26 protein-coding genes, 2 pseudogenes and 1 riboswitch are annotated in these 23,197 nt (G+C 38.5%); of the genes and pseudogenes, 17 read left to right on the top strand and 11 right to left on the bottom strand.

The features are described 5' to 3' along the window. The first annotated feature begins 94 nt into the window (after positions 1-94). From AC6CIB_RS04000 to spoIIP, 3 genes and pseudogenes are all read left to right on the top strand, one after another. Positions 95-571, top strand: a complete 477-nt coding sequence (locus tag AC6CIB_RS04000; protein ID WP_498278161.1) for a DUF2975 domain-containing protein — start codon at positions 95-97, stop codon at positions 569-571. 9 nt (positions 572-580) lie between these two features. Then, positions 581-757, top strand: a pseudogene (locus tag AC6CIB_RS03995) (helix-turn-helix domain-containing protein); the annotation flags it as partial. A 75-nt stretch (positions 758-832) separates the two neighbouring features. Further along, complete coding sequence (spoIIP, locus tag AC6CIB_RS03990) at positions 833-1,996, top strand: stage II sporulation protein P (RefSeq protein WP_498278159.1); 1,164 nt, start codon at positions 833-835, stop codon at positions 1,994-1,996. A gap of 92 nt (positions 1,997-2,088) precedes the next feature. Here spoIIP and AC6CIB_RS03985 read toward each other — a convergent pair whose 3' ends face one another. After that, entirely contained in the window at positions 2,089-2,265 is a 177-nt protein-coding gene (locus AC6CIB_RS03985; protein ID WP_498278157.1) for a hypothetical protein, read from the bottom strand. A gap of 96 nt (positions 2,266-2,361) precedes the next feature. Here AC6CIB_RS03985 and AC6CIB_RS03980 point away from each other — a divergent pair. Beyond that, positions 2,362-2,639 (top strand): annotated as a pseudogene (locus AC6CIB_RS03980) (four-helix bundle copper-binding protein). Between the two features lie 49 nt (positions 2,640-2,688). Here AC6CIB_RS03980 and AC6CIB_RS03975 read toward each other — a convergent pair. Continuing rightward, a complete protein-coding gene (locus AC6CIB_RS03975; RefSeq protein WP_498278155.1) occupies positions 2,689-2,904 on the bottom strand; it encodes a Fur-regulated basic protein FbpA in 216 nt (71 codons plus the stop codon). Positions 2,905-3,010: 106 nt separating this feature from the next. Beyond that, positions 3,011-3,118, bottom strand: a riboswitch (SAM riboswitch). A 232-nt stretch (positions 3,119-3,350) separates the two neighbouring features. On the opposite strand from AC6CIB_RS03975, the gene AC6CIB_RS03970 reads away from it, so the two are divergent. Then, positions 3,351-4,748: a protoporphyrinogen oxidase gene (locus AC6CIB_RS03970; RefSeq protein WP_498278153.1), complete on the top strand. Its 1,398-nt coding sequence runs from the start codon at positions 3,351-3,353 to the stop codon at positions 4,746-4,748. Between the two features lie 103 nt (positions 4,749-4,851). Here the strand turns inward: AC6CIB_RS03970 and AC6CIB_RS03965 are convergent, their stop codons facing one another. The 7 genes from AC6CIB_RS03965 to AC6CIB_RS03935 form a co-directional block, all read right to left on the bottom strand. Then, positions 4,852-5,778 carry an NAD-dependent epimerase/dehydratase family protein gene (locus AC6CIB_RS03965; RefSeq protein ID WP_498278151.1) on the bottom strand — a complete coding sequence of 309 codons (927 nt, stop codon included), beginning with the start codon at positions 5,776-5,778 and terminating at the stop codon, positions 4,852-4,854. Between the two features lie 48 nt (positions 5,779-5,826). Then, positions 5,827-7,095, bottom strand: coding sequence for a glycosyltransferase family 4 protein (locus AC6CIB_RS03960; RefSeq protein WP_498278652.1), 1,269 nt, complete (start codon positions 7,093-7,095; stop codon positions 5,827-5,829). 29 nt (positions 7,096-7,124) lie between these two features. Next, positions 7,125-8,186 (bottom strand): phosphotransferase, encoded by a 1,062-nt coding sequence (locus AC6CIB_RS03955; RefSeq protein WP_498278149.1) that lies wholly within the window; start codon positions 8,184-8,186, stop codon positions 7,125-7,127. A 2-nt stretch (positions 8,187-8,188) separates the two neighbouring features. Continuing rightward, positions 8,189-9,367: a carboxylate--amine ligase gene (locus tag AC6CIB_RS03950; RefSeq protein ID WP_498278147.1), complete on the bottom strand. Its 1,179-nt coding sequence runs from the start codon at positions 9,365-9,367 to the stop codon at positions 8,189-8,191. Beyond that, positions 9,367-10,701 carry a glycosyltransferase family 4 protein gene (locus AC6CIB_RS03945; protein WP_498278145.1) on the bottom strand — a complete coding sequence of 445 codons (1,335 nt, stop codon included), beginning with the start codon at positions 10,699-10,701 and terminating at the stop codon, positions 9,367-9,369. The genes AC6CIB_RS03950 and AC6CIB_RS03945 overlap by 1 nt, the downstream gene beginning before the upstream one ends. Then, a complete protein-coding gene (locus tag AC6CIB_RS03940; protein WP_498278143.1) occupies positions 10,698-11,354 on the bottom strand; it encodes a PIG-L deacetylase family protein in 657 nt (218 codons plus the stop codon). The genes AC6CIB_RS03945 and AC6CIB_RS03940 overlap by 4 nt, the downstream gene beginning before the upstream one ends. A gap of 92 nt (positions 11,355-11,446) precedes the next feature. Then, on the bottom strand, positions 11,447-13,255 hold the full coding sequence (locus AC6CIB_RS03935; RefSeq protein ID WP_498278141.1) for a hypothetical protein: 1,809 nt from the start codon (positions 13,253-13,255) through the stop codon (positions 11,447-11,449). Between the two features lie 162 nt (positions 13,256-13,417). Between AC6CIB_RS03935 and AC6CIB_RS03930 the strand changes: the two genes are divergently transcribed. The 3 genes from AC6CIB_RS03930 (at position 13,418) to AC6CIB_RS03920 (ending at position 15,200) form a co-directional block, all read left to right on the top strand. After that, on the top strand, positions 13,418-14,512 hold the full coding sequence (locus AC6CIB_RS03930; protein WP_498278139.1) for a hypothetical protein: 1,095 nt from the start codon (positions 13,418-13,420) through the stop codon (positions 14,510-14,512). A gap of 136 nt (positions 14,513-14,648) precedes the next feature. Beyond that, positions 14,649-14,855, top strand: a complete 207-nt coding sequence (locus AC6CIB_RS03925; protein ID WP_498278138.1) for a hypothetical protein — start codon at positions 14,649-14,651, stop codon at positions 14,853-14,855. 156 nt (positions 14,856-15,011) lie between these two features. Then, positions 15,012-15,200, top strand: coding sequence for a hypothetical protein (locus AC6CIB_RS03920; protein ID WP_113967738.1), 189 nt, complete (start codon positions 15,012-15,014; stop codon positions 15,198-15,200). 180 nt (positions 15,201-15,380) lie between these two features. Here the strand turns inward: AC6CIB_RS03920 and AC6CIB_RS03915 are convergent, their stop codons facing one another. After that, positions 15,381-15,932: a kinase gene (locus AC6CIB_RS03915; protein ID WP_498278136.1), complete on the bottom strand. Its 552-nt coding sequence runs from the start codon at positions 15,930-15,932 to the stop codon at positions 15,381-15,383. Between the two features lie 644 nt (positions 15,933-16,576). Here AC6CIB_RS03915 and AC6CIB_RS03910 point away from each other — a divergent pair. The 7 genes from AC6CIB_RS03910 to AC6CIB_RS03880 all read left to right on the top strand — a co-directional run bounded on the left by AC6CIB_RS03910 (position 16,577) and on the right by AC6CIB_RS03880 (position 20,747). Next, positions 16,577-17,500, top strand: coding sequence for a hypothetical protein (locus AC6CIB_RS03910; RefSeq protein ID WP_498278135.1), 924 nt, complete (start codon positions 16,577-16,579; stop codon positions 17,498-17,500). After that, on the top strand, positions 17,473-17,907 hold the full coding sequence (locus AC6CIB_RS03905) for a hypothetical protein (protein WP_498278134.1): 435 nt from the start codon (positions 17,473-17,475) through the stop codon (positions 17,905-17,907). The genes AC6CIB_RS03910 and AC6CIB_RS03905 overlap by 28 nt, the downstream gene beginning before the upstream one ends. 243 nt (positions 17,908-18,150) lie before the next feature. Further along, positions 18,151-18,996 carry an aminoglycoside adenylyltransferase domain-containing protein gene (locus AC6CIB_RS03900; RefSeq protein WP_498278133.1) on the top strand — a complete coding sequence of 282 codons (846 nt, stop codon included), beginning with the start codon at positions 18,151-18,153 and terminating at the stop codon, positions 18,994-18,996. A 61-nt stretch (positions 18,997-19,057) separates the two neighbouring features. Further along, positions 19,058-19,273, top strand: a complete 216-nt coding sequence (locus tag AC6CIB_RS03895) for a diacylglycerol/lipid kinase family protein (RefSeq protein WP_498278132.1) — start codon at positions 19,058-19,060, stop codon at positions 19,271-19,273. Then, positions 19,248-19,946: a diacylglycerol/lipid kinase family protein gene (locus AC6CIB_RS03890; RefSeq protein ID WP_498278130.1), complete on the top strand. Its 699-nt coding sequence runs from the start codon at positions 19,248-19,250 to the stop codon at positions 19,944-19,946. The genes AC6CIB_RS03895 and AC6CIB_RS03890 overlap by 26 nt, the downstream gene beginning before the upstream one ends. Before the next feature lie 12 nt (positions 19,947-19,958). After that, complete coding sequence (locus tag AC6CIB_RS03885; RefSeq protein WP_498278128.1) at positions 19,959-20,270, top strand: iron-sulfur cluster biosynthesis family protein; 312 nt, start codon at positions 19,959-19,961, stop codon at positions 20,268-20,270. 102 nt (positions 20,271-20,372) lie between these two features. Continuing rightward, complete coding sequence (locus tag AC6CIB_RS03880; protein ID WP_498278127.1) at positions 20,373-20,747, top strand: nucleotide excision repair endonuclease; 375 nt, start codon at positions 20,373-20,375, stop codon at positions 20,745-20,747. Positions 20,748-20,839: 92 nt separating this feature from the next. On the opposite strand, the gene AC6CIB_RS03875 is transcribed toward AC6CIB_RS03880, so the two are convergent. Continuing rightward, positions 20,840-21,277, bottom strand: coding sequence for a hypothetical protein (locus AC6CIB_RS03875; RefSeq protein WP_498278125.1), 438 nt, complete (start codon positions 21,275-21,277; stop codon positions 20,840-20,842). 254 nt (positions 21,278-21,531) lie between these two features. Here AC6CIB_RS03875 and AC6CIB_RS03870 point away from each other — a divergent pair, with 254 nt between their 5' ends. Together AC6CIB_RS03870 and AC6CIB_RS03865 are read left to right on the top strand one after the other, a co-directional pair. After that, positions 21,532-22,059 (top strand): GNAT family N-acetyltransferase, encoded by a 528-nt coding sequence (locus AC6CIB_RS03870; RefSeq protein ID WP_498278124.1) that lies wholly within the window; start codon positions 21,532-21,534, stop codon positions 22,057-22,059. A gap of 375 nt (positions 22,060-22,434) precedes the next feature. Further along, positions 22,435-23,139 carry a class I SAM-dependent methyltransferase gene (locus tag AC6CIB_RS03865; protein WP_498278123.1) on the top strand — a complete coding sequence of 235 codons (705 nt, stop codon included), beginning with the start codon at positions 22,435-22,437 and terminating at the stop codon, positions 23,137-23,139. The last annotated feature ends 58 nt before the right edge of the window (positions 23,140-23,197 follow it).

The following is a 23,197-nucleotide window of genomic DNA, read 5'->3' as shown; positions in this document are numbered from 1 at the left end:
TTTTAATAGAGAATGAAAAAATCAATAAAATTTTATTGGAATACAATAAATCTCATTATATAATTTAGAAAAACATGGTATCCAGAGGTGTGTTATGAAACGAGGAACGACGATTTTTTTTAAAGGGGCAGTAATGGCAATAGGAGCGATTGTATTCATCCTTTGTGTTGTCTGGTTGCCAACCATGGCAAAGCATTCGGCTGATCTATTTCCGGAATTCGCTTATTTGAAATGGCCGATTCTAATAGGGTTATACTTAACAGCGGTTCCATTTAATTTAGCGCTTTATCAAGCTTTTAAGCTTTTAAAATGTATTGAAATGAAACACGCTTTTTCAGGAAAAGCAATAGTAGCTCTTCACCGAATAAAACTGTATGCATTACTGATTACTGCCATCTATGTGACAGGTATAGTGTTTCTACTAATCCAACATGCTCTTCATCCGGGTATTGCCATGGTTGGGGTCATTATCAGCTTTGCGTCTGTCTCCATCTCGATTTTCGCAGCTGTTCTTCAAGAATTGCTGAGGAATGCTCTTGAACTAAAATCTGAAAATGATTTAACGGTCTGAGGTGAGTATATGACGATTATCATTAATATTGATGTGATTCTTCTTAAAAGGAAGATGAGCGTTACGGAGCTATCTGAAAGAGTAGGAATCCCCAAGTCTAATCTTTCAATCAAAAAAGAATGGGAAAGCGAAAGTCTGCTAAGAGGGAAGGTCAAACAGGTAAGGTCTAGGAAATCCGAACGAATCCCAGAAAAAACCTTCTACTCTATCAACCCTCTGCATAAAGTTAACTATTAAATACTTTATATAGGGGTACTGATCATGTCGTATAAGTCACGAAACAACAATAGCTTAGTCCCACTAGTATTCGTCTCTATGAAGGCCATCATTCGGGTAATGTTGATCGGTATTGTTCTCATTTACTTGACCGTATGGTTGATCTCGTCAACAGCCATTAAATTGAGAGTGGATAGTTTACTGTATTCATCTATGTCCGAACTCGTCCCGAAGGAAACGTTTCTTATGTTGTTGTCACAGGAAATGACTGGACTGCGAGCCACCAATGAGGCAGCATTAAACAGTGATTTTGATTGGTTGGAAAGCGTCACGAATGTTTCACTCCTTGATCCGCGAAGTTTATTTGGACGGGAAATCCCCGGGATCGAAAATTATCATACCCACATAGCCGTTGCCGGGAAAGGGACAGACATTACGAACCTCCCAAATGAATCACCGGCTCCTACAGAAGATCAGTTGAAAGATCAGGAAATCGATCAGAGTCAAATCGATCAGGCCAACAACCATTCAGGAGACGGAGTTCAAGAGATTGATGAAAAATCCGTCTACATCTATCATTCACACAGCTGGGAAGCGTTTAGCCCGCTGATTAAGAATAACGATTCGAAAGATCCAGCGAGTACCAACGAGAAGGTCAACGTCATTGCTGTCGGATCCAAATTGAAGCAAGAGCTTGAAGCACGGGGTATTGGAGCGGTTCAGGATAAGACAGATGTAAACAAAGCACTCAAAGACAAGTCATGGACATATTTTGAATCCTATCAGTTATCAAGGGGACTAGTACAAGAAGCTATCGCCCAAAATGATGACCTAACGTACCTGATTGATATCCATCGGGATTCTCAGCCACGTAGCATCACTACCAAAACCATTAACGGTAAAAACTATGCACGCTTATTTTTTATCGTAGGAAAAGAAAACAAAAACTTCGAAAAGAACCTTAAGATCGCAAAGGAATTGAATGCTAAACTGGAGGAAAAATATCCTGGCATCAGCCGGGGTGTCTTCATCAAAACAAGAGCAGAAGGTAACGGGGTCTACAATCAGGACCTAACCGAGAGAGCCATGTTACTTGAGTTTGGCGGAGTGGAAAATAATTTAGTGGAATTGTATAACTCTACAGAAGCGTTCGCGGAGATCTTTGCAGAATATTACAAGAAGGATGCTATCGAGGTGAATGCACAATAAGTGATAGAGAGAAAAGACGTATGCCGAGTGGTAGACGTCTTTTTTCTGTTCCCGTGGAGAGTGGTTTCCGTAACTGACACAATTATGATCTACTAAATAAACATCGCAATCACCACCGTACCTGCCAACAAACTAACCGTACCCTTATCCGCATCCAACACATTCACTATCACGAATGCCTTTAACAACGAAGGAATCTTCCCGACAGAACTGATCACAGAAAAGATCAAAATAGAAATAGAGCTAAAGGCAGCCGCAAAGGTAACCATACTTGAAGACTACTATACTTAAAATTTATACAAGGAGGAGATTCAGAATTGTCCCAAAATAACAATCTAATAGCGATTCAAACTTTACACGTATGCATGGAGGCGTGCAACCATTGATTTGATGCATGTCTAAAGGAAGATAATGTAGGAATGATGGTGGACTGCATTCGTATGGACCGTGAATGTGCAGACATGTGTGGATTTTTGGAATAAGCTTTGGTGAGAGGAACGTCATTGGTGGCTGAACTTGCTTCAGCTTGTACAGTGATTTGTGAATCATGCGGAAATGAGTGTAAGAAACAAGATCACAACCATTGTCAAAATGAGCAGATGCATGCTTTAAGGGTGCAGATGATTGCAGACAGTTAGCTTAAGTATTGAAAAATAAGGAAGCAGCAATCCACTTCCTTGGATTGCTGCTCTTTAACTGCTTAATTTTTCACAATTTTTCCAATGAATGGAGCCAACATCGCTATGCGGATGGCATTCCTTTTGAAGATATTTGTATTCGTCCTCAAGTTCTTGCAGCGTCAACTCAAATAATTGTTTGTCCCCTTTTTTGAAAATGTTGTGGACAATTAATTTGTTTATTAACTCATTTCTTCGATTATGAATCGCTTCCTGAAGGATTTTGCCCATTTTTGATCACTCCTCTTATAATGTATACGAACAGAGGAAGAGGCTCTCTCATTAAAAAGAGCCCTCTTCCTAGTAGATAAGAAGAAGGCTTGATGTATCAAACTTCAACTCATCTTCCAAGCGAAATGCTTGTGGAATTAGCACAGTGTTCTACGATGTAGAATCTGTTGCTGAGGCATCATCGGGCCAGTCCCTCTTCCTCTCTGGATAAGTGGCTATATAGTCGTCATAGATTTCTTATATTATATACATAAGTATTCATAGTTGTCAACTAGGGATTAGATTGTGGAAATAGATTATAGGACAGATGAGGGGAATTGTTGAAAATAAAACTGTTGAACCTAACCCTCATTCCCATACTTTTTTACCATTTCAGACACAGAATCTTTTTCTATTCAACAAAAAACATGATAATCTGTATACATAAACTTATTGGAGTGAATCGTATGAAGACAGTGGTTGTCGTAGGTGGAGGAATTACAGGATTAACAACGCTGTACCATCTTCAAAAAATGTCCATAGAACGAAAAATAGATATCGAGTTAATCCTAATCGAGCGAAATCAGCAGCTCGGTGGCAAAATTAGAACGATAAGAGAAGGCGAGTTCATAATGGAAGCAGGAGCAGATTCCATCGTTGCCCGTAATGAAGGGGTTCTTCCTCTAGTTGAGGAAATTCAACTTCAAGAGGAACTCGTCTATAATGAAACGGGCACATCCTACATATATACAAATGGCGAATTACACAAGATTCCCCAAGACACGATTTTCGGAATTCCCATGTCCGTTGAGTCTCTAAAAAAAAGCACCCTGTTGTCAGAAGAAGGGAAGATTGACGCACTTAAAGACCTTGAAACGGAAAATACACAATTTACAAAAGAGAGTTCTATAGGCGAATTTTTAGAAGCATTCCTGGGTAAGGAACTTGTTGAGAAGCAGGTAGCTCCAGTATTATCAGGGGTCTACTCTGGAAATTTGCATAAGCTCACCATGGCCTCAACACTCCCATACTTACTTGAATATAAAAATAAATACGGCAGTATCATTAAAGGTTTATCTGCCAATAAACCAAAATTCCAAGGGGCGTCCAATAAAAAGTTCATCTCGTTTAAAAATGGTTTATCAGCCATCATTGAACGTTTAGAAGAAAAATGTTCCAGTGGGACAATTTTAAAGGGAGTAGAAACAACTAACCTCCAAAAAACAGGAGACAAATATGAGCTGACTCTTAATGGTCATGGGAGGATTCAAGCGGATTATGTGGTATTCGCAACACCCCATGACGTAACCCAGAAGATTCTGACTCATGAAAAACTTGAACCTAATTTTAAAATCTTGAAAAATTCTTCACTTATTTCGATTTACCTTGGATTTAACATTCCAGATGAGGAATTGCCTGCTGATGGAACAGGCTTTATCGTATCAAACGGCAGAGATGTGAAATGTGATGCATGCACATGGACGAGTCGGAAGTGGAAGCATACATCCAATAATCAAAACCTATTATTGAGACTTTTTTATAAAAGTACAAACCCTTATTACAATGATTTGAAAGAGTTTAGCGAGGCAGAACTTGTGAGCATGGCACTTGAAGATATTAGAAAAAGTGTCGGCATAGACGGAGATCCGATTTCTGTCGAGGTAACGAACTGGAAAGACCTAATGCCAAACTATCATCTTGAGCACAGTCAGGCTGTGCAATCGTTAAATGAAAATCTCGCAACCGAACTACCACGTGTGAAGCTGGCAGGTGCTTCATACTTTGGAGTGGGCATTGGCGCTTGTATTCAAAACGGGAAGAAAACTGCAGAATGGATTATAGGTGAGTTAGAGGCGAAAGTTTGATTTTTTTACATTTTCATTTTTTGATAATGGTGGATAAAGAATAAAGGAAAAGAGTTTGGAATTTTCCAAGCTCTTTTCCTTTCTGTTTGCGCGAGTTATGAATTCATTCGTCATTCTTCATTTTCTTTTTGAAATATTCAACAGTATTCTCTAAACCGGAGTTTAGATCATATTGAGGTTCCCATTTTAGATAGTGTAGAGCTTTCGAATTTGTTAGGTGACTGTGTAAAATATCTCCTTCCCGTTTCGCTTCGTAGTTTGGCTTTTGCGAAGAGTGGAGTTGGTTTGAAAGTAGGGTGTAGAGTAGGTTGACTGTTGTTTGGGTATTGCTGCCGATATTGATGATTTGGTTGTCTGCATTTGTGACGGCAAGAAGATTTGCCCGTGCTACATCATCTACGTAAACAAAGTCGCGTGTTTGGTTTCCATCTCCAAAAATAACAGGTGCTTCATTGCGTAATAATTGTTCAATAAAAATGCTTATCACTCCGCCTTCACCATCCGATCGTTGCCTGGGTCCATAAACATTAGCGTAACGAAAGATGGTGTATGGAAGATCATAGAGCCTATTAAACAGTTTGATATAGGTTTCAGATACTAATTTTGAGGTGCCATAAAAGGAAATCGGGCTAGTAGAACTCTCTTCATGGATAGCCTCACTTGTATACCCATATACTGCACTGGAAGAGGAGAAGATGAATTTTTTTACACCATATCTGGTGCTGTACTCCAACAACTTTACGGTTCCTAATACATTGACTGCCGCATCTTCTGCAGGATTTTTAAGTGATTTAGCTACGCTCACTTGAGCAGCGAGGTGCATAACGATGTCGGGTTTTTCTTTTTCAAAAATTTCTTCAACTTTATCGGATAATAGATTTTTTTTATATATTTTGACTCCACTTGGCACGTTTTCCTCCCTGCCATTAGAGAAGTTGTCTAGAATAATTGGGGTGTGACCTTCAGCCAGCAGTAGATCTACAAGTTGTGAGCCGATAAATCCGGCACCGCCTGTAACTAAAATCTTCATGTATGATCCTGGATCAGTTCATTCTCCCTCATGATGAGTCTCCTTTCTTCATAAATATGTTTGATAGATCTGTTCAATTTTTCTCGTCATAACTTGACTAGTAAAGTGTTGACGAGCATAGGATTCAGCAGCCTTAGCAAACCTATAACGTTCTTCCTTATTCGTTATGAAACGCTTTATCGCATGTGCCAGTTGTTCGACGTTACCAGGTTCACAAAGTATGCCTGTTTCTTCATGTTGAACCATTTCCGGGATTCCGCCACATGTGGTGGAGATGACAGCTTGCCGGGAAAACATTGCTTCCATGACGGATAGGGGAAAGTTGTCATTCACAGTTGCTAACACGTAGATGTCCGACATGGAAAGAATATAGGGTATATCGTGTCGTTTCCCAAAAAAGATGACGTTATTTAGCTTAAGTTCTTTCGCTTGTTCCATCAGTTTTTCCTTCATGACACCATCTCCGACAATCCATACTTCTACATTAGTCAGGTGTTCACGAAGCTTGGACAATGCTTCTAAGAGATATCCATGACCTTTACGTGGGGACAGTCGGGAGACACACGTGAGGATAATGTTTTCATGACTTTTATGAGGAAGAGGTTTAAAATCGATGCCCGTATGAACGGTGACCATCCTTTCATCTTTTGCACCGAAATCCATTAAGTTAGGTCGAAAGGAATCTGAAATCATCACGATTTCAGTACTTGCTTCAATACCTACTTTCTCAAGTTCAGTAAAGTAGGCTTCTTCAATGGAATCTTTCTGCATTTTGTTGAATTTTAAGCGACTTTTCGTAAAGAACCCGTGTGGCGTAAAGAGTAAAGGTTTTTGGTACGTTTGGTTTAAATGTCCAAGGATGAAGAGGGCAAATAGGTCTTGAGCGTGTATGATGTCATATTGCTGGAGATTTTTTTCTTTGAGAAACAATTCAAATACATGAAGGTAACTAAGATTTTTAACGATTTTTTCATTGACTAATCCGTAGCGTTCATTCATAAACTTACGGGCTTCAGAGTCAGCTTCGGGAATCCATTCTTCCAGCTGTTTTGAAGACATGTGATTGGGCGCTAGTACATCTACACTATGACCGACCTTTTCAAAACCGTTTTTTATAGAAGTGATGTAATGAGATAATCCACCTGTATGAGGGTATTGAAAAAATGTAACGTATAAGATTTTCATTGGCTTTGAATCATCGCCTTTTGTCTTCTGACCGAATGGTTGGAGAGTGAGAGACTCCTTATAGTCTCTTTCCACATCATAATACTGATCCATGATGGCAAGAAGAGAGGGATGAATGTTGAAAGGGGGCATTCGACTCAAGTTTTCTCATCCTTTCGTATCTATTTATAGATTCCCAGTTCACTTCCCCAGGTTGATATTTTTTCTAAATGGTAGGGAAGAAGCTCACCTCCGCGGTTGTCAAAGATACGTCTCAGCTGAGTGTGTAATCCTTTTTCGAGGGTTCGTTGAAGGTACGCCATTTTGTATAAATGAATGGGTTTGGTTTTAAACTCGATACCATATTTCTTCATTTCATTCGTGTACACGTCGACCGCATGGGTGCGAATTTCTTCTGCATTACTTTGCCAATCTTTCCGAAAACCTAGTAAAATTTCTACCAGGACAATCATGTCAAACCATGTCGGGGCATATTTGGCAGATTCCCAATCGATGAATTGAATTGCCCAGGGTTCATTTTTGCTGACATCTTTAGAACAGATATTCTGCATATGAAGATCTCCATGTGTAATGGAATATCCGCTTGCCAATAGTTCCGGAAAGAAGTCAGGACCGTTACTGTATAGGTTTTTTAATGGCTTATAATGTGGTTTGATGATGTCCTTCAATTGTTTATCCTTCTTGGCATCGTCTAGAAATGTCATTGTATTTGATATAAATTTTTCCCGATCTTTTTTCATTTTTACCGAGTTGTAAATGGGAAACCAATTTTGAAAAGTGCTTTTTTCTTTCTTGAAATTTTCTTCGTGTGTGTGGGCGTGAAGTTTAGCAAGCGTTGGGATAATATAATCAAAATGCTTGGGAGTAAAGGTCAGTTGTCCACGAATTTGGCGAACAAACTCCATGAACACCCAAGTATCACTTCCTTGTTTCTCCATCAGGTAGATTTCAGGAAGAAACTCTTTTAAAAAAGGGTATGCTTGACTGTAGACATTAATCTCGACTTCATTTTTGTATTTGGTAGAATGGTAGATTTTAAAAATGATAGGGAAGGTGTCTGTGTGTTTTTGTAGCTGAAGCTGATAAATGCTGCTTCTTTTAGTTGATTTAAGGTTTTGGATTGATGAAGCCTGAATGGTCACTTTATTCCCAAGGGATGTGGAGAGTTTTTCTTCGATTCCATGTTTATGAAACATAGATTTCAGTTCTTGTGGTGTATACATACTCAATCACTCCTTCGTTTTCTTTTCCACGCATTCCGCAGGTGAGACATGGTACTCCTGATAAATGGCATAGGGTCATCAAAGGCAAGAAGAGCGAATACCTTTTTTCCTCTGAGTCCATAAAAGAAGTCTTTTAAGCTCATTTCTCCATTTTTTCTTTTTTCAAGAAAGGTAAGGAAGTAACGTACTAGGTAAATCCATTGAACCCCGTCTATTTGCTGCAGTTTTGGAGATGGGCGTTGACCTGTAAGGTACAGATAATATTGATGGGCAAAATCAACTCCGGAATGACCGGTTAAACTATGGGTCAGCCAGAACCTGGGATTGATTTCAATGAGCTTATATTGCCCATCCCGTGGATCTTTTTTATATTCGATCATACTTACTCCTTTTAGTGCCAACTCTTTCAATAGTGGAACACCGACATCGACCAGATCAGGTATTCGTTTGCTCACGATATGTGCTCCCGTTCCGAATTGTGCAGGGAATTGGTGGTTTTTTTGGAGAGTGAAAAGGGCAAGTAATTCCATATCCTCATCGAAAAATGTGGCCACCTTATAGAAACATTGGTTGTCTCCAGGAATGATCTCCTGAATAATAAGCTCACCGAACTTGCGATAAATAGGATAGATTTTCTTTAACTGGATGGCGTCTTGAATATGAATGGCTTTCTTATTTACATGTATTCTGAATTCATGTCCGAATACAGGCTTTAAGATACATGGAAATTCTAATTGAGTAATCGCCTCATCAAGCTGCTCTTCATTTTCCACAAAAAAGGTTTTAGCTGTTGGGACATTATATTCCAATGCTAATTCATAGGTTTTCTTTTTATCTAATAAATCCATAATTAAAGAGTGGTCAGGATATAAAAACAGGTAGTACTGGGATAATTCGTTTCTGTATTTTGAGATAAAGACAACATAATCATCTGCACCTGCGTAGAGCACAGGCTTATTATCAAGATTCATCGCTATTCCTTTTAAAAAGGATAGAAGCTCTGCTTCTTGGTTCAAGGGGCTTGGACATACCCCACATATTGCAAGTCTTGATTTTCCCTTTGAATAGGGACCTTCTGTATCAAATGCATATACATCAATTCCTTTTCGGGAAAGGGCATGAATGATGCCAACTCCATTAGCGCTTAAATCAAGAACAACAGCTGGATGTGATGACAACATCATTCTCCCCCCGAAGTTATTAGATTTTGGTAAATCACTTCAACCTTGCCAACCATGGCTTCCCGAGTGAGATGACTTTTGGCATATTGATACGCATTGCCGCCAAGTTTCTTTCGCAATGCTTCATTTCCAATCAAGTGTTTGAGTTGAGTTGCTAACTGACTGACATTGCCTGGCTCAACAATGATTCCGGTTTCATTATGATGAACGATTTCCGTAATACCGCCACAATTAGTTGTCAGAATCGCTGCACCGCTATGCATGGCTTCAATAACGGAAATGGGAAGGTTGTCATTGACGGTTGGAAGAACAAATATATCTGTTTTACTTAATATGGCAGGAACATCATCGCGTTTCCCTAAGAATCGTACGTTTGATAGTCTCAACGCTTTGACTTGAGCTTCAAGCGCTTCACGCATTTCCCCTTCTCCGACAATTTGCACCTCAACCTGATGACTGGTTCCATTCATTCGAGAAAGGGCATTAAATAAATCCGTATGTCCCTTTCTAGGTCCAAGTCTTGCGATGCATGAAATCACAATTTTTCCACTCGTTCTACTGCGATCAATGGTTTTAAAATCAATTCCTGTATTAATCGTTGTCAGATTCGCAGATTTCGCTCCAAGTGAACTCAATGGATCACGGAAAGAGTCACTTAAAATGACCATATGGCTCGCATATTCAATCGCTTTTTTCTCAATTTCTTTGTAATACACTTCTTCTACTGACCCTTTTTCAATTCGGTTAAATTTGACTCTGCTAAAGGTGAACATGCCATGGGGGGTGAAAAGAAGAGGTTTACCTAAATCCTCATTGAATCTTCCTAATATATTGGCTGTGAATAAATCCTGTGCATGAAGTATATCGTATTTTTCCAGTTTTACAGATTTCATCATCTGTTCATAGATGTAGAGTAATCGACAACTTTGTATGATTTTGCTTGTGTATGCTCCGTATCGTTGCTCAAAAAAGGTCTTTAATTCCGGAACAATCACCTCACGTAGCTTTTCTACATTCATTTTTGAAAACTGATTCGGAGCAATGACATCCACTTTGTGACCTAAAGACCTCAAACCTTCTCTTAGAGTAGTAATGTAATTGGAAAGACCACCCGTATGAGGATAGTCCCAAAAAGTCGCTATCAGAATGGATAGTTTCTTGCTGCCAGGTTTACTTTTCATCTTTTTAGTCTTTGATTTCTTTTTGCGTTCTTTTTTTCGTTTAGAATCTTTACCCTTATCCTTTATTTTTGCCGTTATGGGTTTTGACTTTACTCCATAATATTTATCGAGAGCAGAAACAAGGTAAGGATAAGGAAAAAATAGTTCCTTCATTTCCAGACCCTCCTTATAACTTCAAATGCTTCCGCATACGGTACCCCAACCGTCATGCCTCGGACACTTGCCAAATGTTTGACTCCCTCATAGGAACGCGGATGTGGAAACTCTCGCATTTCCACTTCATAATGTTTTAAGGAAGCAATTTTCTGAACAATCACCGATGAAATGTTCACATAATAATTCGGTTTAAATTGCTTATCATTTGTCTGAGTACTCCATTCACTTGAGGATACCGTTTCAAATGTGATCAATTCAATCGGTTCTCTATTTGGTAGAGGACGAACTGCTGTTAACACTGCTTGAAACGTAATTTGGTGATCAATATTCAAATCGCCGTAATGATGGGTAAAAATCTTAGTAGGTTGATAAATATCAATTAATTTTTCAATTTCCTTGGTAAATAGATGAAGAGGTATCATTTCTAATTCCAGGTTAGGATGCTCCAGAAAAATAACTTCCTTTATCCCAATCTCTTTGTTTGCTTTTCGGGCAAGTTGTTGAATATGATGGGCCTCTTCCTTTCTACCGTTTGCTGTAATGATCGATACGACTCTATTTCCTTGATCCACTAACCTTTTTAGCGTACCAGCGGTCCCAAGTAGTTCATCATCTGGATGTGCTGCTATGACCAATACAGTTTCTTTCATTCCCTTCACCCCATTCTAATCTCTATTACATTACTATATGTATCCTTTTATATTGTCGAAACAGACACTAGCACAGGGCTAATGTCTGTTTCTTATTTTTTCTTTTTCGTTTGACCAATACTAATTCCACCGCTGATAATTTGTAACCGTACATATCCATCACCATCAATCCATATGAAGAAATCAGGTCCGGCTGTTAAAAATGTTCCTTGCTGATCGAGTAGTTTACTTCCCGCATATACATTGATTTTGTCACCAAGTGTGAAATATTTATTCAAAATCGTGGTAGGGAAGTCGTCTTTATCCTTGGTATGAGAAGAAGGTGAAACTGTACTAACCTGTTTATTCGTTATCTGGTGAAATGGTTGTAATTTCGATTCTTTAATTGAGGTGTTGTTGTGTAAGATATCGAAATCCTGATCTTTAGTAGTTTTAACTTCGTCTTTTACGATATTTTTTGGTTTTTCATTGCTGAATTTGACTTGTTTCTTAGTGCGATTTAGTTTGTACTTCACGTCATTCCCTGGTGACTTAGAGCTTAAGATATCAAATTGAACTCTTTTAATAGATGGAGTATATTCTGTTTCGTTTTTTTTCACTTTCATAAGTGAAAAATCTGTAGGCTTGACGTCCTTTTTCACTTCTTTGACAGATGAAGCAGAGTGTAAGATATCAAATTGAACTTCTGTAGTAGGTGTAGGGGAATTTGATTCATCACTTGCCGATTCTTTAGCTGGTGGGCTCGAGTTTAAGATGTTGAAATTGATTTCATCAGCACTTTTGATTTTTTTAGTTCTTAAATCAGTCCGGTTTAGTTTGTATTTCACTTCTTTCGTTGAAGGAATCGAGCCTGGTATGTTGGATTCAGTAGTAGATTTTAAATTTTTATCTTCATTTATGTTTTTATTCAGTTGGTTATCCAATTTTGTTGTGTTTGGGGCAGTTTCATCATACGAATTCTTAGGGTGTAAAACGGCGTTATCCATTGTTAGTGATGATTGGTTAGAAATATCTTTATCAATTTCATCTTCCTCTAAGTGGGTATAGAGATGCTCATCTTTTTTATCTTCCAAAAGGTCATCATGAACTGCTTTCATTTTTTCTTCTTCCTTCAAAATGATGTCACGATTTCCATCTTCAATGGATGAGCCGGCAGAGTAAGTTTGTTTCGTAACATCTGATTCTAATAAGTGGGAGGGATGCATAGATTTCATTTCATGTTTCTTAAGGTCATGAGGTTTTTCCACATGAGAAACCTTATCGTTAACTGGTTCATCATCTTGACCATTTAAATAGGTTTTTTGATCATTTTGATGAATGTTTTTTCTAGTCTCTTTTCTTAATGTTTTCTCCTGCTCATGCTTAATTTCGATATACTCTTCTTTACTTTCTTCATTGTCACATTGACTATTGGTTTGATTATTTTTTTGTACATCTTGTATGGTTGGTGCGCTTGCTTGATATTTTGATTGGGGGATACTGTTGTTGTGATCGATATAATTGAATCTTTCGAATGGTCGCACCTCTCGGGATAGTAAGCGCGGACATTTCCCACGTCTTTTACGGTGTTTTGGCTTAGAAATTCGAGAAAGTACTATGCTGGGTTGATCTTCAGTTGTTAAAGTGATGTCGAAAGAAGGTCGATCAGTCGATTGTTGTTGAGTATTGGTTTCGTTCAAGCTGCTCATCATACTGTGAATGATTTGAGATACATGAGTCTGATCAAGAAAAGGAGCATTTTGCAGCTGTTCTACGGGAAAAGTAACAGATTCTTTTTTGGGTTCTTGGTAGCTCACAAAGATGGATTGATTGTGACAAGGGACCATAAAGTCATCGTAATAAAAGGAGGAAAAGATCCTTGGCAATATATGTTCATTAATAAAAAGATAACAATTGGGCATGTGCTTCACTCCACGTCTCTGTATCTATTAATAACCTATTCAAAAGCCCGGTTAGAGTGAGCGGAATTTGGGATAATACCATAAAAATAGGCTATACATTCCATTTTTACATACATATATTGATTATGAATTGTAGATAAAATGTAAAGGAGTGGAAAACCTATGGTAGAAGAGTTTGATGATAACACAAGAAAATATTCCGATCATCATGACGACGAAGAGCATTGTGAGGGAGATCCTGATGAGCAAGATGATTTGTGCTTAGGAGACGCCGGTGAGCAAGAAAAATCAGGCAATCAAGATTTTCCTGAAACAGATGAGAACTGTGCGCACGATCATGAAAAGCATTGTTCAAATCAGGATTTTGACAACCTTCCGTGTAAATCAGTTGAAGGAGTATTGAATTCAATGTTCCAGCTTGGAGATCATCTTGAAGTGTTCTTTGAGGATGAAATGATTGACAGCGGAGGGACATTTGTGGCAACTTTCGACAATATTCTCATTTGGATGGATTATGATGCAAATGTCAATATCACAGATTTATGCGGTCCGATCAGTGTAAGGAAAATTGGCACCAAGAGAAAGAAAAAGCAGAAACGCAATGACAAAAACAAAAATAATACTAACCACAAACGTGATAATCAAAACGATAAAAAGAAAAAAGACAAAGCGGAAAAGAAAGAAAAAGGTTCACGGAAAAAGGATGTAAAAAATGACCAGTCCGGCGTGAATGAAGAACTGCTGAACTTCGTAAAGCTTGAAAAAGGAGAACATGAGATTGAGAGGGGTTCCCAGGAGAATCTAATTCTTCAACAATTACACAAAGACAATGAAACAACTGAAAATGAGAGTTTCACTGTAGAAATTCTTGATTCCTCTGGTGGTGAGGGGGATGACTCCGTACACGATTCATTTGATGAAAAAGGAGGGGGAATCAATTTATATATTGAAGAATCCTCTAACGATTCAGAAGAGGAAGAGGAGTACACTCCACAATTGGAAACAGATGAAGTTCAATCTGAGGAAAAAGAGCTAGACCAAGGCATTGAAGAGAAAAGTTTCGAAAACGAAAGTGACTTACAAGAGGTGTTAAAGGATGAACTAGACATCAAAACACCAGAGGAGCGCCTTGCCTCTACACTAATAGATGATGAAGGTACAGATGTAGTTGAAGAGTTCGAAAGCCAGGAGGAGACTTTATTCATTATGGAGGAAACCTCTTCAGAAGAAGACTCGGATCATTCACCTATCAACTAACTCCCTAAGAATGATAAGAAATAATTAATCTAGTAAATGTCTAATTCGAAAAATATTTATGAAATCTAGTTATCTGCCTTTACGCATTTAACGGTTCAGCATAAAAATAGAGTAAACACCGAAAGGAGGAAACATAATGTCTAATTTGTTTAAAGATGGTAGTATGGCTGATTTTCTTAATAAAATTTTATCTCTAGGTGATAAAATCGAGGTCCTATCTGGTGACGAAGAAATCGAAGAGGGTTCATATGTTTACGCAAGCGATAACTTCGTTGTATGGGCTGATGACAATGGCCATATGAATACGTCTAACTTAAATAATGTTACTGTTCGTAAAGTTTAGTTAACATTATTTAGGAGCGAAAAAATGACTGGATGCTATCCAGTCATTTTTTTTGGAGCAAAATGGAAAATGATAGGTAATAGCCCTATCAATTTTCGTATTTTCTAATATAAATATATAGACTGTTGTATGTTAAAAGAGAAAGGAGGAGGCATTATGGGATTTTCCGATAAACTTAATAAAGTACTCAAGCTTGGTGATAAAATCGAGGTTATTTCTGGAGCAGAAAAAATAGACTGCGACGGAACATTTATAAAAGCTGAAGATCACTATTTAGTATGGTCTAATGGTAATGGTGACGTTTTATTCACTCACTTGGATAGAGTAACGGTGAAAAAAGTCTAATCATTCTTATTAAAAAATAAATTACTTTTAGGGATAGTACTTTTTATGGGAGTACTATCCGTCTTTTTGATTCCAGGTGCTTGTCCTAAAACCTTTTTTAAAAAACATTCTTTCCTTGACTATAGGAAAGAACGTCCTTGTTTCTATGATATACTAGTGGGAACTTCATTTTGTATGGAACTACTTGTATTTCTTCCAAGCATCATGGAGCTTAGGATTTAAATTCTTTACATTTTCCAAGAACTCGCCTGTTAAACCAAATTTCTTCATTCCTTTTAACAGCTTGGTTGGAACAGGTGAGTCGGATGTAAACGCTCGCTTGTGATCAATCACTTTGAATCCGCCACCATTTTCATCCATTAACATGTGTCGAACCTCCGTATCCCATCGCGTAAAGCCTAAACGCTTAAATTCTTCTAAAACGAATAAAATTTTTTTAGTCATTTCTTCATCAATATGGCCGTGTCGTTTCATATGACGGGCAAGGGATATTCCTTGAACAAACTCCATGACAATGTAATTGTCACCAAATTCATAAAGACGAGGCATAATGGCAGAAGTCTGCCCTATTTTCATCGCTTCTAGTTCCCGTTGATGTGTTTCTTCCTTAAAGAAGTACTTTACAACTTTGTCATCTGCTACCTTGTAGATTTCCCCATCTTTCCCATCACCAATCATTTCAAAGGCTTCCAGGTCTTTCTTTGAGATTTTCCCGTTAAAAAAGTTCTCCATTGATCATCACTCCTTTACATGGTAGACTTTCACTTTTTCTTTATTGTATGGAAATAGATTCAGTTTTGTAACCGAGCCAAATGCTGAAATTTCAAAGAAATGGGTTTTGTTATAAAATAAGGCTCCTTTCGCAAAGTGTGTAGTTTTGTATAACATAGGGGGCTCTGTCAACCCGCATGTGCCTGATTAAGGACTAATAAAATTTAATTGTATAAATTAAATTACAAAAGTGTAAAAATACGCATAAACTGTTTGGAGAATAATAAAGCCCATACATACAGGGAATGAAATATACTCAATGGTACTGAATACTTCAATTTCAATATCTAGTTCATCATCATATAGCCTGCAGCCTTCTCAGCAGAGACTACCAAATTATAGTATTCTTCCAATACTATAGACTCTTGTTGATTTATAGAACCACAGGATGTTTGTCTACACGTACTATCTATTTTTTTCATAAACTATAGTAATTCATTATTTGGTTAGTAGGATTAAGATATTGATATATGAAAAGTAGGTGAGTAAATTGGGATCTAAGAGAGGTCATGATAAGGAATACAAGTATAAAGAGTGTAAGAAAAAAAGTGAGAAAAGCAGAAATCGAGAAAAGCGAGCACCTCAAGGAGATTTAGAGCCCCAAGATGTCCAGGTTATTCAAGGAGAACCAGGACCTCGGGGGGAACAAGGACTTCAAGGTGAACAAGGGCCTCAAGGCAAACAAGGGCTTCAAGGTGAACAAGGGCCTCAAGGCAAACAAGGGCTTCAAGGTGAACAAGGACTTCAAGGCAAACAAGGGCTTCAAGGCGAACAAGGACTTCAAGGGGAACAAGGGCTTCAAGGCGAACAAGGGCCTCAAGGTGAACAAGGGCCTCGTGGCGAACAAGGACTTCAAGGGGAACAAGGGCTTCAAGGCAAACAAGGACCTCGGGGGGAACAAGGGCTTCAAGGCGAACAAGGGCTTCAAGGTGAACAAGGGCTTCAAGGCGAACAAGGGCCTCAAGGTGAACAAGGGCCTCGTGGCGAACAAGGACTTCAAGGGGAACAAGGGCCTCAAGGTGAACAAGGGCCTCGTGGCGAACAAGGACTTCAAGGGGAACAAGGGCTTCAAGGCGAACAAGGACCTCGTGGCGAACAAGGACTTCAAGGGGAACAAGGGCTTCAAGGCGAACAAGGACCTCGGGGGGAACAAGGACTTCAAGGGGAACAAGGGCTTCAAGGCGAACAAGGGCCTCAAGGTGAACAAGGGCTTCAAGGCGAACAAGGGCCTCAAGGTGAACAAGGACTTCAAGGCGAACAAGGGCTTCAAGGTGAACAAGGGCCTCAAGGCGAACAAGGGCTTCAAGGTGAACAAGGGCCTCAAGGCGAACAAGGGCTTCAAGGCGAACAAGGGCTTCAAGGCGAACAAGGGCCTCAAGGTGAACAAGGGCTTCGTGGAGAACAAGGAGTTCAAGGCGAACCGGGTCCTCAAGGAGAGCGTGGAATTCAGGGTGTCAAAGGTCCTCAAGGGGAATGCAGATGCAATCGGAGATATTGTAATGTGTATAGAATTGGCGGAGATCTTATAATACCTGACCAACCTGTTTCTTTTAACCATACTGGCATTAGTTCTGCTGGGGACTTTATTCACTTGGGAACATCTATAATCGTAGTAAACGAAGGAGACTATAAAATAAACTATAACGTTGTATTTACTAGTGGAAAAACAGGATTTAGTAGAGGAGGAGCATACGCATTATTCCTGAATGGTTCAATAGTAACATCCAGCAGGTATGGTAACCAACTAGGCATCTTCACAAGTGCTCCTGTGACCCTGGATTCCATTTTTCAAGTTAATGGAGAAGCGATTGTTACTATACCCGCAGGTGGAAAAGTAGAACTTAGAAATATTGGGCATACGACAGATAACCTCATTGGTAATGTGGATAATACTCCAACTAATAGTGCAGGATTAACAATGTTAAAGCTAAATTAATAAAAGGAATTAACTATCTAGAATGCGCTGACCGGACATGTGGAGGGGTCAGCGTTTTTTTATACTGTACCTATTATCTCACCGATGTTTTTCAATTCTTCATTAACCTTACACACTAATGGAATTAAATGTTAATATGTTTACTGAGTGATGATCTTTCACTGCTATTGATACTTAAAGCATAAATGAGAGATGGATAATAATGAGGACATCGTATAATTAGTATTTTAAAGGGGAAATTAAATGGCCAGAGTTCCAAGTGTTGTCCAAGCAGTATTAAATGACTACCTAATTTTATTTAACAAATACTTGCCAAATACGATAGAAGGCGTGTATTTACACGGTTCCATCTCGTTGGATGCGTATGTGAATAATTCAAGTGATATTGACTTTATCGCGGTTACCAGCCGCCGAATGACATCTAAAGATGCTGAGAGTTTATTTCTTATACATAAAGAATTAGCGTTGACATACCCTAAGCCAGAAATGGATGGAGTTTATATCATTCAAGAGGAGATAGGAAAACTTAGCACAAGCGACACAAACGAATATCAAGAAAATGCTTATTACAATAATGGTGAATTGAAATTTGGTGAGTATTTTAATTTCAACCCAATCACTTGGTATTTGTTTAAGCATGAGGGGATTAGCGTTATGGGGCCGGACACCACTTCTTTTGATGTAACCATTCCTTTACACCAATTATGTTCTTATGTTCTTTCCAACATGAATACGTATTGGAAAGGAAGGACCAGTAGGATGGAAAATTCAATCGAGGACGTAACGAATTATCCGACTGACATCATTGATAATGAGATAGAATGGTCCGTCCTTGGTTTGCTTCGTCAATACTACACATTAAGAGAATATGGAATTATCTCCAAGCAAGAAGCAGGTGAATATGGACTGCATCATCTTCATGATGAATGGCACAACATTATAAGGGAGGCCATGAATATTCGGGAAGGTTTGAAAGTGAGTCTCTTCAACACAGAAGAAGAACGGATTAAACATACCCTTGGATTTGCCAAGTATTTAATTTCTTATTGTAATGATATGTTCTATCCTACCAATTTTAATCATACATAAGATTCCAATTCTCTAAATCAGGGTAAAGATACCGTATACATATTAAAAGGAGGAAATCTCTGTGAAACAAGCCATGCTTATCGTTAACCCCTCTTCTGGGAAAGAAAAAGGGGAGGACCTTAGTGAACATGCTCTTGAGACCATGACAAAAATAGGATATGAAACGGAATTGCGTATGACAGAAGGGGAAGGAGATGCCATGGATTTCGCCAGGGAAGCTTGTGAGCGAAAGTTTGATTTCGTAGCAGCCAATGGGAGGGGACGGAACAATCAATGAAGCGATTAACGGAATAGCTGAGCAGGATCACCGTCCTCTATTTGGTCTAATCCCACTCGGAACAGTAAATGATTTCGCACGAGCTTTAAATATTCCTATGAAACCCGAAGAGGCTATCGAGATATTCAAGCAAAATCATGTGCAGAAGACCGATGTTGGAAAAATCAATGACCGATACTTCATTAGTATCGTCGCAGTAGGCGCCTTGGCAGAAGCATCGTTTTCAACACCCGTCGAACAGAAGTCGAAGCTTGGTCCACTTGCATATATAATAGAGGGAATGAAGAAAATGAAGGAGAAGCAGCCATTCGGGCTCAAGGTCCATTCCGACCATGAATGGGAAGGGGACGCGCTTCTCATGCTTGTTGCCCTGACAAACTCTGTCGGGGGTATGGAAACCATTGCACCCGAGGCCAAAGTAAATGACGGTAAGCTCCATGTCTTAATCATCAAAGACATAGCCCTTCCTCATTTTCTATTGCTCCTTCCAAAGATCCTTTCAGGAGAACTGGCAGAAAGTGAACATGTCCATTATATGAAAGTCACAAAGTTGGAAGCGTCATCTACCTATGAGATGATTGCCAATGTCGATGGAGACGAGGGGGATAAGCTACCAATCACTGTAGAAAACCTAAAGCAGCATCTAGACATACTTGTTCCACTTACAGACTAGGAGGTATGTACAATGAAATTAGAAATCACTCAATCTGCAAATGAAAAACTAAATGAAATCCCTGATGGCAAAATCATTCAGCTTTCACTTGACCGTGGAAGCTGCGATATAGTGAACAATCTCTATGAAATAAAGGTAGTAGAAAAGAGAGAACCTGATTCAACAGAGAAAATCATTCAATCCGATGATTTGTACTTCATTGTTGACGACGACTTCGAAGATTTGTATGAACACGAACTCACGATTGATTTTAAAGATAATTTCTTCGTGTTTAAAAATAGGAATCAGACGTTTAATAATCGGATCGGACTCCGATACGCATAAAGAGTTCGGAGATGACTCTCTTTTTAAATGATACGTTGTATAGTAATTCTATCCTTTATGTGTTACCATTACTTCTTACAGCAAACAAAGGACGTGACATACATGATAAAGATTGAAATCCCACAAGCGGATATTTCCATAACGGAACGCAGACAACCAAGGGACTCAGAAGAACCGAAGATCAAAAGTATCCAAGGGTTTATCGATCTTCACGAAATCCCAAGAGACAAAGGCGGTATCATCTTGTTTTACAACATCAACGACGAACTTCTCTTCGTTGGGAAAGCACGTAAACTAAGACAAAGAGTCAAGAAACATCTTGAAGATACTGTGTCACCACTACGTAATCACAGAGGCGAAATCTACCGAATCGATGTGGCCATTGTAGAAGATGCGATGGATCGTGACATTTACGAAACTTATATCATCAACAAGCTCCAAGCGAAATATAACGTAGATAAAGTTTTCTATAAATAATATTAAAAGGAACCCGTGTCACAAAATAGACGCTGGTTCCTTTTTGGTTAAAAAATGTATTTCATCAGGTAGTAACCTTTTTATCATGTTTTTCACCTAATCACAAATTCAGGATTCCATCTGACCAACAACTCTTCTCGAAGCCCATAATATGTCGTATCAGTCCGATCCGTCACTCCATAAGACACTACACATCCATCATCCGACCAAGCAATGTTGATTGCTACTATGACAGAAGGTCTCTTCACTCCGGCAATCTCAATATCTACTGACTGATTTAACTCAAAAACCGTCCGAAAACTAATCTCTTCTCGATAAATCGAAGCCGGGGAAGGAGCATCATCTATATTCACAAACTTCTTATCTCGACCATGGATGTCGTACGTAATAAATGATTTCCCAGGCTTTATCCAGTACGTTATTAATGTCACACATCCTGCTTTTAAGGGTGTCCCCTTAAAGGCTTCGTGAAAAAGATCTTCATACTTAATTACTTCATTCAGCTTAATGGGATTGATGGTTCCGTTCACATAAGTACCTCCTTGATATATACCTATATATGGTCATAGTTATACATATTGGAGGTCGGGCTACAATAGAACAGGTAGTTAACTGCAGATATTGCTGTAGATTAAGCCTATCAAGGGAAGGCGGTCAGGGAAACAGTGTAATTGAGACGAGTATAAGAACGAGTGACTAAAAGAAAGGTTATTGGAATGAGCCATAATATAAATGATACTATTAATTCAGTGGTTAAAATATTTGAGATTAGAAAGGGAAGATTATGACTATTCATTTTACTGAGGTATTCGAACCAAATCCTATAATTGTTAATGCCTTGAATCGTTGGGAAAACAATCCAGACTTAATTCCATTAATTCGCCCTAATAAAAACAAGGAGGAACTGGAACAACAGTGGCAGATAACTTTAGAAGAGTTCAGAAACCGTTTAGACACTCACCATTTTTATCTTATTTATATAGATGACAAGCTTGTGGGAGAAATGAATTACATGGTCGACCCAAGTCATCTTCACAAAAGAGTACCCGGAACTGCTTGGATAGGAATTACAATAGGTGAAGCGGATGGACGTGGTAAGGGAATAGGTTTCAAAGCTATCCATTATTTAGAAGAAGAGATAAAAAACCAAGGACTTACAAGAATTGAATTGGGTGTATTTGAGTTTAATACCCGCGCACATAAGCTTTATCAACAGTTGGGATATCAAGAAATTGCTAGAATTGCTGACTTTACCTATTGGAATAATACAATGTGGTCTGATATTAGGATGGAGAAGTATTTAGGAGAATGAGCAAGAAAAGATTAATGTACTTAAATTACAAATGGTTGAACAAGAAAAAAGGGTGAATAGAATTAAGTCACCAATCCTTCTCTTTACTGATACATTATTGTAATAAATGTAATGTTTAATCATTCTCATTTACTCGCACTTCCCTCACAAATGTGTTTGTATTAAGCAAAATAGGATCTAAATGCTTTTGTATATCGCTCTATTAAAAGTGGGTTTAAGTATATTATGGCCCCCCCCCTGTCACTTCTGTGTACATAATAATCATCTCTTTAACCATCCAGCACCATTTCGAAATTACAAAATTGTAAAATCGTGGTAACCTTTCTTCATTTGTAATAAATTAAAATGAAATTAGCTTTAAAAGGGGGTAACTACATGCAAGAAAACATTCATAATTATGATGATTTATTGGAAATGCTTGATTCATTTTTAAGGGAACCTGCTCCATTTTGGGATGAGTTTTTTTCTGATCGTGACAAATCAGTACCCATATTTGTGAATGCACCTGACGAAAATTTAGTATCATACGTGGAAATGGGAAGGGTTACGCCTGGAAAAGTACTGGAACTCGGTTGTGGGCCAGGCAGGAATGCGATATATTTAGCGGAACACGGCTTTGAGGTGGATGCTATTGATCTATCGAAAACCTCCCTCGATTGGGCAAAGGAACGCGCAGATGAAAGGAATCTTACCATCAACTTTTTGCACCAAAATATTTTTGACTTCAATAGTGAGCCGGGGAAATATGATTTCATTTATGATTCAGGTTGTTTTCATCATATAGCACCTCATAGAAGAATAAGTTACATAGATATTATTGACAAATCATTAAAAGATGGGGGATATTTCGGTATTACTTGTTTTCTTCAAGGTGGAAAGTTAGGGGGCTCTGATATATCCGATTGGGAAGTTTATAGAAGAGGCTCACTTATTGGAGGATTAGGTTATACAGAGGAGCGGTTAACATATGTTTTCCGCTCATTAGAGCCTATTGAAATTAGAAAAATGGTCGATAAAAAGGATACAGAAAACCTATTTGGCGCCTCTGACTTATTGACTGGTCTTTTCCAAAAGAGGTAATTAAAAAAGGGGGCTGCCAAAATTAACTAAAAAAGGGATGACATGATCGGTATTTAGT

The sequence above is a fragment of the Rossellomorea sp. GQ25 genome, from assembly GCF_059758515.1.
Note: the sequence above shows the minus strand (reverse complement) of the source record. Positions and strands in the feature narration are given on the sequence as shown.